The organism is Flavobacterium sp. (assembly GCF_046296355.1).
Taxonomy (GTDB): domain Bacteria; phylum Bacteroidota; class Bacteroidia; order Flavobacteriales; family Flavobacteriaceae; genus Flavobacterium.
This window is the reverse complement of record NZ_JBKBLM010000004.1, coordinates 14,171-28,408: the sequence shown is the minus strand read 5'-3', so window position 1 is coordinate 28,408 and position 14,238 is coordinate 14,171. Positions and strand designations below refer to the sequence as shown.

Here is a 14,238-nt window from a genome sequence, read left to right as displayed (position 1 = left end):
AATGAAAATTAAATTCTTAGGCGGCGCAGGAACAGTAACCGGTTCCAAAACATTAATCGAAAGTAACGGCATCCGAATTTTGATAGATTGTGGATTGTTTCAAGGGATTAAACCTTTACGTGAACTCAATTGGGAACCTTTACCGATTTTATCCAATACCATCGATTTTGTGTTGTTGACACACGGCCATTTAGACCATTGCGGTTGGTTGCCAAGATTAGTCAATCAAGGATTCGAAGGCAAAATTTATTGCACGAGTCCGACAAAAGACATCACCAAATTAATTTTGTTAGACAGTGCCAAAATACAAGAAGAAGAAGCTGAGCGAGCCAACAAAGAGCATTTTTCCAAACACGAAAAAGCCGAACCTTTATACGATTTAGCCCAAGCCGAAAAAGTCTTTCCGCTGTTTCGAGTTGTTAAACCTAATGAAGAAGTGGCTTTGGATGCAGAAATCACGGCCAAGTTTACTAATGCCGGACATATTATAGGTGCTTGTAGTATTGAATTGACTTTAGAAAATAAAGCTTTAGTATTCTCGGGTGATATCGGTCGAGATGATGATGTGTTGATGTATGCACCGGTAAAACCAAAGAAAGCAGATTATGTTTTTTTAGAAAGCACTTACGGCAATCGAATTCATCCCGAAGAAGATGTGAAATTGTTATTGGAAACCTACATCAACAATACAGTTGAAAATGGGGGAACAGTTATTATTCCGAGTTTTGCGGTTGAACGTGCGCAGACTTTGATGTTCCTACTTTGGCAACTTAAAAAAGAAGATAGGATTCCCAATATTCCTTATGTGATTGATACGCCAATGGGCATTAGTGTTTTAGAGGTCTTTATGGAAAACCGAAATTGGCACAAATTATCCGAACAGGAATGCGTTGATATGTGTAAAATGTTTACCATGAACTCAGAATATCAGGAAACCATTGCGACTATTTTTGACAAACAACCCAAAGTAATTATCGCTGCCAGTGGAATGATTACCGGTGGAAGAGTATTGAGTTATTTAGAACGCTACATCTGTTTGCCCGAAACTACAGTAATCATTGTTGGCTATCAAGCGGAAGGAACTCGCGGAAGAAAACTACTCGAAGGCGCAACAGACATTAAAATCTATGGCAAATATTACCCGGTTTTGGGCAAAACTTTAGAAATCGAAGGATTATCAGCACATGGTGACCAAAATGATTTGCTTAATTGGCTTTCGGAACTAAACCCTAAACCAAAGAAAGTGTTTTTAGTCCATGGCGAAAACGAACCGGCAGATGAATTGCGCATCAAAATTCAAGAAAAATATGGGATTGATTGCTCAGTTCCTTTGATGGGACAAGAGTTTGATTTGTAAGTTTTAAGAACATTTTAAGTTTTGGGTAATTGATTATTACTAACTTTGCGTCATGAACTTTAAAAAGCACATTAGTATTTTAACCGCTTTGCTGATATTGGTTTCCAATTCAGGCTTGGCGTTTAGTGTGCATTATTGCGAAGGGAAAATAGCTTCTATCTCTTCTGTTTTTTCTAAGGAAGAAGTTTGCGAAATGCCGGTTGTGGTTGAAAAAACCTGCTGTGCCAATGTTGAAACGACTCACAAAGACTGTTGTTCTGATAAGAAAGTTGACTTAAAAAACAAGACCGAAAAAATCATCATCAAGACCATTTCTCTTGATTTTGAACCGGCTTATTTCTCTGAATACAAAAATCACTTTTTTTCGGTAGCTGATGCTCCCCAATTTGTGGATGAAAAAGTGGCATTTTACTGCGATTCTAATGCGCCGCCGCTCTACCAACTCTACTGCCAATACACTTTTTACGCCTGATTTATTTTGAATTCCGTTCAGGTTCTCATTATTTCTACTGAGAATCATTTGAAATAGAATTAATTTTAAATCAACAAAATGAAAAATATACCGTTATTCCTAACGTTGTTATTTTCTACTTTGGGATTTTCACAGGAATCTTTGAAACAAGACACTTTGAAAACCGTGACCGTAGAAGGCAACCGAAAAGGAATAAAAAAATCAATAAAAGGCGCGGCCAATACTACTTTGGTCACGAGCAAAGAACTACTAAAAGCTGCTTGTTGTAACTTGGCCGAAAGCTTCGAAACCAATCCGTCAATAGATGTGAATTTTTCGGATGCTTTGACCGGAACTAAGCAAATCAAAATGCTTGGATTAACCAGTCCGTATATCATGATTACCGAGGAAAATATTCCTTCAGTTCGTGGCGCTTCGCAAGCTTATGGCTTGTCTTTTACACCTGGAACTTGGGTAGAAAGTATTCAAATTACCAAAGGCGCCGGAAGTGTTGTTAACGGCTACGAAAGCATTTCGGGTCAAATCAATACCGAGTTAATCAAACCTTTGGGCGATATTCCATTCTTTTTAAATGCTTATGGCGATACCGGAAGTCGTTTCGAAATCAATACCCATTTTAATAAAAAAGTTTCTGATAAATGGTCGACGAGTTTATTCGTTCACGGCAATACTCGCGTTTCCAAAAACGATATGAATGATGATGGTTTTATGGACAATCCTTTGGGAAAACAATTGAATATCGCGAATCGTTGGCAGTATTATGATCCGGAATCGGGTTGGGTTTCGTTTTTGAATGTTCGTTATATGAACGACGAAAAGCAAACCGGACAACTTGAATTTGATCCCGACAGAGATAGATTGACCACCAATTATTGGGGTTCTGAAATCAATACCGAGCGTTTGGATTTCACTTCTAAAATTGGCTATGTTTTTAAAGATATGCCATACCAAAGTATCGGTTTTCAAAATGCGTTTACCACCCACAATCAAGAATCGTATTTCGGTTTGAACCAATATGATATCAAACAGCAAAGTTATTATTCGAACCTGATTTTTAATTCGATTATTAGTAACACGATGCACAAATTCGCCACAGGATTGAACTTTTCTTATGATAAATATGCTGAATTTGTGAACTCGAATGACGTTAGCAGAATAGACAATTCGGTTGGTGCTTTCTTCGAATATACTTATGATGACAACGACAAGTTCAGTTACATTTTAGGAGGAAGAATGGATTACCACAATAGGTTAGGGGCATTTTTCACCCCAAGATTACACGTTAAATATAATCCCGGAGACAAATCAGTGATTAGATTCTCTGCCGGAAGAGGCAAGCGTGCCGCCAATATTTTTGCCGAAAATCAAAACCTTTTTGCCAGTTCAAGAACTTTTTCAGTCTTGGATACCAATGGGAAAATATATGGTTTAGATCCCGAAATTGCATGGAATTACGGATTGAGTTTTACACAAAATTTTATGCTTTTCGGAATGAAAGCCGACTCAACCATTGACTTTTACCGAACTGATTTTCAAAATCAAGCGGTGGTTGATGTGATGAATTCGCCTCAAGAAGTTTTGTTTTATAATTTAGATGGAAAATCTTATGCCAACAGTTTGCAAATGGATTTTAACTTAGAAATTATCAAACACTTGAATTTGAGAACGGCTTATAAATACTATGACATTTCTACCGATTATCTTTCAGGTAGTTATCAAAGACCTTTGCAAGCGAAACATCGTTTCTTTGGAAACTTAGAATTTGAAACACATATCAAAGAAAAAGGACAGCAATGGAAATTTGATTATACATGGAATTGGTTAGGCAAACAACAATTGCCCAATACAAGAAGTAATGCTGTAGCGGACAGTTTTCCTGAATTTTCGCCTACCTTTAGCTTAATGAATGCACAAATTACACGCACTTTTTCAAGCACATTTGAGGTATATGTTGGTGGCGAAAACATTGGAAATTATACACAAGACCAAGCGGTTTTGGGTGCAGATAATCCTTTTGGATCTACTTTTGATACATCAATTGTGTATGCGCCTGTTTTCGGCGCCATGTATTATGCCGGATTAAGATTTAAAATAAAATAACAATTTAAAATATAGATTATGAAAAATATAGTTTTAGGAATGATGTTGCTTTTTGTAGCTTTTACAACTCAAGCTCAAGAGAAAAAAAATAAAAATGCCAAACATACTATTGAAGTCAATGGCAATTGTGAAATGTGTAAAAAACGAATAGAGAAAGCGGCTTTTTCCGTCTCGGGTGTAAAGAGTGCAGATTGGCATATTGACGACCATATGTTGCATTTGATTATTAATGAAGAAAAATGTTCTTTGGTTGATGTTAAGAAAGCCATTGCCAAAGTTGGTCATGATACTGAAGATGTTAAAGCAACGGAAGAAGAGTATGAAAAACTTCATGGTTGTTGTCTGTATGAAAGAAAATAATTTTAAAAACTCCTTAACTTTTAAGGAGTTTTTTTTTGGTTTAAAAAGATGCTTAGTTTTAAGTTAAAAGCATGAGGAATCCCAAAAAAAAGCACTAATTTCACGCTCGATTTTTTACCTATTTAATTTTATAATTCATGAGTGATTTTGATTGGATGCAACTCCTTAATCCTGAATTCTACATAACCATGACACTTGGCGGTGTGAGAGTTGGACTTTGGATTGTGTTGTTTATTGTATTTGCCGAAACCGGTTTGTTTGCAGGTTTCTTTTTGCCTGGTGACAGTTTGTTATTTTTAGCCGGAATTTACAGCCGTGATTTAGTTGAGAATTTTACTTTCATTGAAAGCGATTTGATTAATGTTACATTATTGTCTGTTTTAGTTGCCATAGCCGGAATTGTCGGGAATATGGTTGGCTATTGGTTTGGCTCTAAGAGTGGTTACTATTTGTATAAAAAAGAAGATAGTTTTTGGTTCAAGAAAAAATATTTAATTCAGTCTAAAGATTTTTTTGAAAGATATGGTGGAAAGGCCATCATTTTTGCGCGTTTTTTACCGATTGTGAGAACTTTTGCTCCAATAGTGGCCGGAATTGTAACCATGGACAAAAAGAAATTTATGTTCTACAATGTGGTTAGTTCTTTCCTTTGGTCATTTATCTTAATCTTTTCCGGACATTATTTGTACGGGATGTTTTTAGAGAAGTTTGATATCGATTTAAAACATCACATTGAAAAGATTGTAATTGCCATCATCTTGATTTCCACTTTTCCAGTCTTTCTTAAAATGATTAAAAAGACTCCGAAAACGGAAACTGAAGAATAAAAAAAGCCTCAAGAAATTTAGGCTTTTTTTATTTCATTTCAATAATTATTTCATCGTGTATTAGTTTGCCTTCCTGAGTCATTCCTTCGATAATGGCTTTTACTGTGGGTTTGTTGTAATCTGTTATTTTAAAAAGAAATTGTCCTTCTTCACCGCTGTTTAATAATGATGCCCATTCTATTAACCCAAAATGGTCAAATCCCAAATTATTTGTGTTTTTGTAGTCGGCATTTTTAAAAATCGGATACAATGAAAAGGCTTCTTTGATTAGTACATTATTTGGGTCTGCTTTGATATGGTTTGGTTTAAAATTCTTTTTTGTATAAGCCTTTATAATTCCTGAACGGTTAAGCATTCCTGGAACCAAGGCATTCGAACTGATGTAGATTTCGTCAAAGTCTGACATTCGCATGGTAGTAAATTCAAACTGATTCATAAGTACTCTTCCGTCTATGATAATTTGTGGTGTTGGTCTTTCGGCGTTTAAGGTGTTTATGACCCGACTGTAAATCGTGGCATCGCCAAATCTTCTGATGACTGTAAAACCATTTCGTTCGATAAAACTGAGCAAATCGATATTCTCCATTATTTCATCTACTTTATAACCCATAAGATGGCCATTTCCAATGGATCTTTGATAGGTTAATTTTTTTTCCACTTTAATTTCTTCCAATTGTATGGCTTGAGAGGAAAATTTCGGGAGGTCAAGGTCGACGATGGTGTTTTCCGCTTTAATTTCGGGACATACTTGGCTCATGTTTGGCTTAAACGGTTTATAAAATGGTTTTTTTCGGTTTAAAACCTGGTGTCCTATTTTAGTGTCAATAATTTCAAAGTTAGGTAGTTTGAGCAAAGTCATGGCTAGTGTGGTAGAATCGGTCAGTATTAAATTTTCGAAAACATATTCTCCTTTTTCATTGATTTCAGTCGACTTTATAATTTGGTCTTTAAAAGAAGTTATTTTGACTTTGTAATCGCTGTAGTTTTTGACGTTTTTATTGATGTTTCCTTTTAAAGTAAGTCCGATATCAAAACTAAAGTTAGTAGCGGGTTTTGTCGTCTTGATGTTCTCCCAATCGTATTTGGGAACCGCTTGATTCAATAGAAATAAATCCAATTCATAATTTTTAATTCTCTTAGGCTCAAAGAGGTAATAATTGGCATTTGGTAAAGATTCTGTGATATAGGGATTTATGCCAAGACCAGCTAAAATACTATAGTTTTCTTTTAATGATTTGGTTTCTGTCGGAACAATTGTTATACTGAAGCTTGTATTAGGCGCACTACTGTAGCCTACAAATCCAATTTTATCTTCCTTGCGGTAATTTTTTGTGATACTGATTGGCGTTTCTTTTTTTGGGGCATTATAAATCACACGATTTGCCCATTCTTTGAGATTGCTATCTACAATTCGTATGGTATTAATTCCCGAAAATAAATCGGTATTTTGTAGAGAGATGGTTTGTTCTAAACTGTTTTTGTCCATAACAAGGTCATAGATAAAATGTTTGCTGTCTTGGTGGACAATCAGATAGGCTTTTTGGGCTTTAAAGGATTCTATTGTAGCAAGATTGGTTTTAATTTTAATAATGGTCTTTGTTTCAAAAGAAAAATTATTAACCTCTAAACCAAATCCGACGCTCTGTTTGTATGGTAGTGTTTTGACAATTGTTTTATCATTGTGTTTTAGGACAACTTTGTCAAAATCGTCTTCAGGATTGACTTCAAACTTTCCAAAACCGGCAGCATTGATATGAATGTTTTTGAGGGTTTCCCCTTTGGCATTTTGTAGTGTTGCTTCGAGATTTTCAGGCGAATTGCCACGGCAATCTTTTACTCTAATGCCAATGGTATTGCTGACATTGGCTACCAAGTTTTTTCCTTCGGGCGTCAGATATAATTCCAAGGAGTCATCGTCTATTTTTTTGTCATTTTTGACTCCTTCACTTGGATTAATGATGTTGATTTTAAAAATACCCGATTCATCTTCGCTAAAATTATTCATCCAATTAGTGTACACTTGGATGTAATAATTGCCCGAAGTCATCTTGGCATCTAAATCGATGACACCTGAAAAAATACCGTTATAGGCATAAATTAATTTTTCCGAAACCTGTTTCCCTTTTTCATCATAAAGTACGACAAAAACATTGGTGGTAAAAAAGGGTTTCTTGGTTTTGCGATTAATGATATAACCTTGATACCAAATTTTTTCATTGGTAAGGAAGGTTGTTTTATCCAAATGAAGATGAATAGCTTCTCTTTCTAAGAAAAAATAATTTTCAAGAGCCGAAATAATTCTTGATCTATTCTCATCAATTGCTTCTTGACTGAAAATGATGTTGGACATCATTAGGATAAAAAGGAAGAAAGTGTTTTTCGGCATGGCAAGACAAATCTGGTTTGTTGTTCAAAAATATAAAATTTTGTTTACAAAATAAATACCAAAAACGCCCCGATTTTTCGAGACGTTTTTGGTATTCGTATTTTAAATAGTGGAATTTATTTCCAAAGGAGATTTTACATCATTCCCGGCATTCCGCCGCCCATTGGCATTCCGCCACCGGCGTTTTCTTCTTTGATTTCTACTAAAGCACATTCGGTAGTTAAAATCATTCCGGCAACTGAAGCCGCATTTTCAAGGGCTACACGAGTTACTTTTTTAGGATCGATGATGCCGGCTTTTAGCATGTCAACGTATTCGTCTGTTTTGGCATTGTATCCATAATTTCCTTTTCCTTCGGATACTTTTGCTACGACTACTGAACCTTCTAAACCTGCATTTTCGACGATAGTCCTCAACGGAGATTCAATCGCACGAGAAACAATTTGGATTCCGGTAGCTTCGTCGGCATTTTCCGATTTCAAATCGGTTAAAACACTTTTTGCTCTTAAAAGCGCCACACCGCCGCCGGCAACAATTCCTTCTTCTACAGCTGCTCTAGTGGCGTGTAAAGCATCGTCTACACGGTCTTTTTTCTCTTTCATTTCTACTTCAGAAGCGGCGCCAACATAAAGTACAGCAACACCACCGGCCAATTTAGCCAAGCGTTCTTGTAATTTTTCTTTGTCGTAATCAGAAGTTGTAGTGTCCATTTGGGCTTTGATTTGGTTCACACGATTTTTAATCATGTCCGCATTTCCGGCACCGTTTACTACTGTTGTATTGTCTTTGTCGATAGTTACTTTTTCGGCTGTTCCCAACATTTCCAAAGTAGCATTTTCTAAAGTATAACCGCTTTCTTCAGCGATTACCGTTCCTCCGGTTAAGATAGCGATGTCTTCCAACATGGCTTTTCTTCGGTCACCGAATCCAGGCGCTTTTACGGCTGCAATTTTCAAAGCACCTCGCAATTTGTTTACTACTAAAGTTGATAAAGCTTCTCCGTCCACATCTTCTGCTATAATCAATAATGGTTTTCCGGATTGGGCTACCGGTTCTAAAACAGGGAGTAATTCTTTTAAAGAAGATACTTTTTTGTCGTATAATAAAATGTATGGTCTTTCTAATTCCACCTCCATTTTTTCCGGATTGGTTACAAAATAGGGTGACAAATAACCTCTGTCGAATTGCATACCTTCAACAACATCTACATAAGTGTCGGTTCCTTTAGCTTCTTCTACTGTAATTACACCTTCTTTCCCTACTTTGGCGAAAGCCGTTGCAATCAATTCCCCAATTACTTCGTCATTATTTGCCGAAATTGAGGCGATTTGTTTTATTTTTTCAGAATCGCTACCGACCACTTGGGCTTGTTTGCCAAGGTCAGCCACAATAGCTTCAACTGCTTTGTCAATTCCTCTTTTTAAATCCATTGGATTGGCTCCAGCAGCCACGTTTTTCAAACCTTCTTTTACGATAGCTTGTGCCAAAACAGTAGCGGTTGTTGTTCCGTCTCCGGCTAAATCATTGGTTTTAGAAGCTACTTCTTTCACCATTTGCGCACCCATGTTTTCCAAAGGATCTTTCAATTCTACTTCTTTAGCTACCGAAACACCATCTTTGGTTACGGTTGGTCCACCAAATGATTTTGAAATGATTACGTTTCTTCCTTTGGGTCCTAAAGTCACTTTTACTGCATTCGCTAAGGCATCAACACCACGTTTTAAACCGTCGCGTGCTTCAATGTCGAATTTTATATCTTTTGCCATAATGTTTTGTGTTTGTTTTTAGTCTTAATACTTAATTCTCAAATCTTAATACTAATTAGATAATTGCAAGTATATCATCCTCACGCATGATCAGATAATCTTTGCCATCGAATTTTAAATCGGTTCCGGCATATTTTCCGTATAAAACAGTATCGCCGACTTTAACCGTTATGGGTTCATCTTTTTTACCGTTTCCAACCGCTACCACTTTTCCTTTTTGCGGTTTTTCTTTTGCCGTATCGGGAATAATAATTCCGGAAGCCGTTTGCGTTTCAGCAGCAGCCGGTTCCACAATCACTCTGTCTGAAAGAGGTTTAATGTTTAATGCCATAGTATTTTATATTTTGTGTTATTATAATGTTGTTTTCAATTTTTCAGAAATTATGCCAAGCCAATGCATCTGCCATTTTTTCCTAAAAAAAATGCCAGCATGTCAGCGCTGGCATTGGGATAAAGATATCTCTTTATTATTTTTTCTCTTCTGTCGGAGTAGCCGGAGCAGTAGTTGCCGGTGTTGTTGGCGCAGCTGTTTTTGGAGCTACTTCTGTTTGGTCAATCACTTTTGAATCAGATTGTCCAACCATACTTGGGAAACTTAAGCTTGATAACAAAATCAAAATGATTAATGCAGCGGCTAATGTCCAAGTACTTTTATCTAAAAAGTCGGTAGTTTTTTGAACGCCACCCAACATTTGAGATCCACCCAAAGAAGAAGATAAACCGCCACCTTTAGGATTTTGAACCATAACGGCAATAATCAATAAGAAACAAACTAAAGTTATTAATGCTAGAAAAATGGTAAACATGATATATTGTAATTAATTGTTATTCTCTTGTAAAATTTTAATATCCGAAATTCGGTTTGCAAAGAAACTACTTTTTTCCGGATATTTCAAAATTAATATTTCATAAGCTTGTATCGCTTTGGAATATTTTTTTTGTTCCAAATAAACTCGGGCCAAAGTTTCGGTCATCAAATAAGAAGCGTCATCTGTAATTGGCTCTATTACAGGTACAATAGCATCTTTGGCAATAGGTGTAATCTTTGGATTATTTTCTATGAACTTATTGATTAATTCCTGTTTTTTCTTCTTTTCTTCTTCCTCAGGAGTAATACTTTTTGTGGTTTCTTCGCGAACAATGGGTTTTAAGCGTGACAATTGTAACCATTCCTGAAAAGAGTGTTTTTCGTCTTTGGAGAATTCTAAAGGTTTGCCAACGCCTAGTTTTTCTTCCACTTTTTGCTCTTCAGAAGTTGTTGCTTCTTTAATGGAAGTTAAAATCGATTGTTCCAATGGGTCAATAGCAACCGGTTTGTAGGTTACAACCACTTCTTCCATGCCCACCACATTCATATTCATCAACTCTTCGAGTTTTTTTTCATACAACCCTTTTTGTACTGAAACAAAAGAATCCGAAGTGATAAAGTCGAATAAAATACTCCTGTCAGTAGTGTAAGCAGCAGAAACTTTCAAAGCATAATTGTAATTGAAGCTATCCTGATTGTACAAATGTTTTAACTTCAACACACGCGCACTTTGAAAATACGGAAAAGCACTCAGCACATTGTCTAAGGTTTCCGCATACCTATCGTTGATGGCATCGGGTTTGTTGAGTAAGTATGTATAATCAGTTAAATTCATTTGTAAATTACCATTTAGCCAAGGATTCATTAAAAATATCTTGGGTAATTCTTTCAAAAATCACGTCTAAAGCTTCGGTTAATTGCGAACCAACCAATTGGCTGTCTCCGCTGTAATCGTAGAAAAAGGAGAATGACTTTTCAAAGTTATCCGTTTCTTTATTTTTGTTTGTAAAACGAACATTTACTCTAACTGTTAAGCGGTTTTGGGCTGCTTTCTGATCGGCTGTTGCGGTCATTGGAGTAATTCGGTAATCGGTAATTTCTCCTTCGTACATCAAATCGCCGTTGGAATTCGTCAAATTCAAATTGGTTTGATTCTGAATCAAATCCTGCAATCGCAAAGTGAAGGTTCTTTCAATTCCCGGCTCGACTAATTCGGCAGAATTTTGAAAATAATTTACCTGAAATGTCTTGGCATCAATCTTTCCGGTTCCTGTAAAGTTATAGTGCGAACAACTGTTAAGGCTGATGGCGATTATTAAAAGTAAAATGTATTTTGTGTTTTTCATCTCGATTCCAAAGATATTCTTTTTCGGTTTTTATTGTCCAATTATTTTACAAATCAAACTGCTTAATTTTTCGGTACAAAGTTCTTTCTGAAATTCCCAATTCATCTGCGGCCGCTTTTCGTTTGCCTTTGTGGCGTTCCAATGATTTTTTGATGAGCTCAATTTCTTTTTGCTCTAATTTCAATATTTCTTCTTCTTCCACCGTTTCTGCATCAAGGTAATTTTGATCATCATCCTCTTCGAATTCTTCTTGGTGTGCTTGACTTTGCGTCGGAATTACATTGACTCTCGGGGTTTCTTCAAACGAAATTTCGCTTTCGTTTTCTTTGGCGCCATAGACTTTTTGAATCAAACTCGGATTGATATCCTGTAATTTAGCGCCGTTTTTCATCAGTTCCAAAGTCAGTTTTTTCAAATCATTCAAATCGCTTTTCATGTCGAAAAGGACTTTGTACAAAATGTCTCTTTCCGTCGAAAAATCAGTATCCGATTTCTTTCCGCTAATCACCGAAGGCAAATTGCTGCCTTCTACAGGAAGATAGGATTGTAAAGTTGCTAACGAAATGTCACGGTTGGTTTCCAAAACCGAAATCTGTTCAGCAACGTTACGCAACTGGCGGATGTTGCCACTCCAACGGTATTTTTGTAAAAATTGAACGGCATCGTCGCTCAATCTTATCGGTGGCATTTTGTATTTGTGTGCAAAATCAGCAGCAAATTTTCTAAACAATAAATGAATATCGTCTTTTCTGTCGCGCAACGGCGGCAAAGGAATATCAACAGTACTCAATCTATAATACAAATCCTCACGGAATTTGCCTTTTTCAATGGCATCAAACATATTCACATTCGTCGCAGCTACAATTCTAACATTCGTTTTTTGCACTTGCGAGGAACCGACTTTAATAAACTCTCCATTTTCCAAAACACGCAACAAACGCACTTGTGTTGTCAGCGGTAATTCACCTACTTCATCCAGGAAAATCGTTCCGCCATCGGCTACTTCAAAATAACCTTCACGGGCGTTATTGGCACCGGTAAAAGCACCTTTTTCGTGTCCGAATAATTCACTGTCAATGGTTCCTTCGGGAATCGCACCACAGTTTACCGCGATGTATTTCCCGTGTTTTCTATGTGAAAGCGAATGGATAATTCTAGGAATGCTTTCTTTACCAACACCACTTTCACCCACAACCAATACAGAAATATCAGTAGGAGCAACCTGAATCGCTTTTTCTATGGCGCGATTGAGTTTCGGGTCATTCCCGATAATCTCAAAGCGTTGTTTTATGTTTTGAACTGATTCCATTTATAATTATTAATTCATTTCGCTGTATCCAACCGCTTCACCAATCAAAGTGGCTGTTGTACAATCGCTTATTTTAACCATAACGAAATCACCAACTTTGTAATCACCTTTCGGGAAAACGGTCACCATATTTTCAGAGTTTCTCCCGCTCCAATGTTTATCGGATTTCTTCGATTCTTTTTCAATCAAAATTTCTACTGTTTGTCCCAAGAAACGTTTGGTTCGCTTTTCGCTTAGTATTTGTTGTAAGTCTACTATGTCTTGTAAACGTCTTTTCTTTACTTCTTCCGGAACATCGTCTTCCATTTTTCTTGCTGCCAAAGTTCCGGGTCTTTCTGAATAAGCAAACATATAACCGAAATCATATTCGACATATTCCATCAAACTCAATGTATCTTGGTGATCTTCTTCGGTTTCGGTTGGGAAACCTGAAATCATATCTTGAGAAATCGAACAATCCGGTATAATTCTTTTGATTTTATCCACCAACGCCATGTATTCTTCACGGGTGTGTTGGCGGTTCATTTCTTTTAAAATTCTGGTACTTCCGCTCTGAACAGGTAAGTGAATATAATTGCAAACGTTGTCATATTTTGCAATCACATGTAACACTTCTTCATGCATATCTTGAGGATTCGATGTCGAAAAACGGAAACGCATTTTCGGGAAAGCAATCGCACATTGTTCTAATAATTGCGCAAAATCAGTGGCTGTCGCTTTTTGCATTTCAGTGGCTTTGTCGAAATCTTTTTTCAAACCGCCGCCATACCAAAGGTAACTGTCGACATTTTGACCCAAAAGACAAACTTCTTTAAAACCTCTGTTCCACAAATCTTGGATTTCTTCTAAAATGCTTTGTGGCTCACGGCTACGCTCACGTCCGCGGGTAAAAGGCACTACGCAAAACGTACACATATTGTCACAGCCACGCGTAATCGAAACAAAAGCATTCACGCCGTTACTGTTCAAACGAACCGGTGAAATATCGCCATAAGTTTCATCTTTAGAAAGGATAACATTAATCGCATCTCGACCTTCGTCTACTTCTTTCAAAAGATTCGGTAAATCCTTGTAAGCATCAGGGCCAACGACCATGTCTACTATTTTTTCCTGAACCAAAAATTGGTCTTTCAAACGTTCCGCCATGCAACCCAAAACACCCACTTTCATGCCCGGATTGATACTGCGTTTTACCGCATTGTATTTCTCCAAACGCTTTCTCACGGTTTGCTCTGCTTTGTCTCGGATGGAACAAGTGTTTACCAAAACCAAGTCGGCTTCCTCCAAATTCTGAGTCGTATTATAACCTTGTTCGGTCAAAATAGAAGCCACAATCTCACTGTCCGAAAAATTCATCGCACAGCCATAGCTTTCTATAAATAGTTTTTTAGTATTGCCTTCTTTATATTCCAGCACCATACTGGTACCTTGTTTTTTCTCGTCAATTTCCTTTTCCATATCTAATGTTTCGCTTTCGGGAGAGCAAAGATAATACTAAATTATAAAA

General features: G+C 36.8%; 13 protein-coding genes. 5 read left to right on the top strand and 8 right to left on the bottom strand.

All coding sequences use genetic code 11. The features are described 5' to 3' along the window. Position 1: 1 nt before the first annotated feature. The 5 genes from ACK4HO_RS03530 to ACK4HO_RS03510 all read left to right on the top strand — a co-directional run bounded on the left by ACK4HO_RS03530 (position 2) and on the right by ACK4HO_RS03510 (position 5,116). A complete protein-coding gene (locus ACK4HO_RS03530) occupies positions 2-1,357 on the top strand; it encodes an MBL fold metallo-hydrolase RNA specificity domain-containing protein (RefSeq protein WP_409662647.1) in 1,356 nt (451 codons plus the stop codon). A 52-nt stretch (positions 1,358-1,409) separates the two neighbouring features. Further along, positions 1,410-1,829 carry an HYC_CC_PP family protein gene (locus tag ACK4HO_RS03525; RefSeq protein WP_409662644.1) on the top strand — a complete coding sequence of 140 codons (420 nt, stop codon included), beginning with the start codon at positions 1,410-1,412 and terminating at the stop codon, positions 1,827-1,829. 78 nt (positions 1,830-1,907) lie between these two features. Next, positions 1,908-3,929 (top strand): TonB-dependent receptor plug domain-containing protein, encoded by a 2,022-nt coding sequence (locus ACK4HO_RS03520; RefSeq protein WP_409662641.1) that lies wholly within the window; start codon positions 1,908-1,910, stop codon positions 3,927-3,929. Positions 3,930-3,947: 18 nt separating this feature from the next. Continuing rightward, on the top strand, positions 3,948-4,289 hold the full coding sequence (locus tag ACK4HO_RS03515) for a heavy-metal-associated domain-containing protein (protein ID WP_409662638.1): 342 nt from the start codon (positions 3,948-3,950) through the stop codon (positions 4,287-4,289). 137 nt (positions 4,290-4,426) lie between these two features. Next, the gene (locus ACK4HO_RS03510) at positions 4,427-5,116 is read left to right on the top strand and encodes a DedA family protein (protein WP_409662635.1); all 690 of its coding nucleotides are present in this window, start codon (positions 4,427-4,429) and stop codon (positions 5,114-5,116) included. A 28-nt stretch (positions 5,117-5,144) separates the two neighbouring features. On the opposite strand, the gene ACK4HO_RS03505 is transcribed toward ACK4HO_RS03510, so the two are convergent. From ACK4HO_RS03505 to miaB, 8 genes are all read right to left on the bottom strand, one after another. After that, a complete protein-coding gene (locus tag ACK4HO_RS03505; RefSeq protein ID WP_409662633.1) occupies positions 5,145-7,502 on the bottom strand; it encodes a hypothetical protein in 2,358 nt (785 codons plus the stop codon). Positions 7,503-7,636: 134 nt separating this feature from the next. Next, on the bottom strand, positions 7,637-9,268 hold the full coding sequence (groL, locus tag ACK4HO_RS03500) for a chaperonin GroEL (protein WP_409662631.1): 1,632 nt from the start codon (positions 9,266-9,268) through the stop codon (positions 7,637-7,639). Positions 9,269-9,323: 55 nt separating this feature from the next. Beyond that, positions 9,324-9,599 carry a co-chaperone GroES gene (gene groES, locus ACK4HO_RS03495; protein ID WP_409662629.1) on the bottom strand — a complete coding sequence of 92 codons (276 nt, stop codon included), beginning with the start codon at positions 9,597-9,599 and terminating at the stop codon, positions 9,324-9,326. A gap of 136 nt (positions 9,600-9,735) precedes the next feature. Beyond that, the gene (secG, locus tag ACK4HO_RS03490; RefSeq protein ID WP_409662626.1) at positions 9,736-10,074 is read right to left on the bottom strand and encodes a preprotein translocase subunit SecG; all 339 of its coding nucleotides are present in this window, start codon (positions 10,072-10,074) and stop codon (positions 9,736-9,738) included. Positions 10,075-10,086: 12 nt separating this feature from the next. Then, positions 10,087-10,911: a tetratricopeptide repeat protein gene (locus tag ACK4HO_RS03485; protein ID WP_409662918.1), complete on the bottom strand. Its 825-nt coding sequence runs from the start codon at positions 10,909-10,911 to the stop codon at positions 10,087-10,089. Positions 10,912-10,918: 7 nt separating this feature from the next. Beyond that, on the bottom strand, positions 10,919-11,422 hold the full coding sequence (locus ACK4HO_RS03480; RefSeq protein WP_409662624.1) for an LptE family protein: 504 nt from the start codon (positions 11,420-11,422) through the stop codon (positions 10,919-10,921). 46 nt (positions 11,423-11,468) lie between these two features. Then, on the bottom strand, positions 11,469-12,731 hold the full coding sequence (locus ACK4HO_RS03475) for a sigma-54 interaction domain-containing protein (protein ID WP_409662621.1): 1,263 nt from the start codon (positions 12,729-12,731) through the stop codon (positions 11,469-11,471). Positions 12,732-12,740: 9 nt separating this feature from the next. After that, entirely contained in the window at positions 12,741-14,189 is a 1,449-nt protein-coding gene (gene miaB, locus ACK4HO_RS03470; RefSeq protein ID WP_409662619.1) for a tRNA (N6-isopentenyl adenosine(37)-C2)-methylthiotransferase MiaB, read from the bottom strand. Between the last annotated feature and the right edge of the window lie 49 nt (positions 14,190-14,238).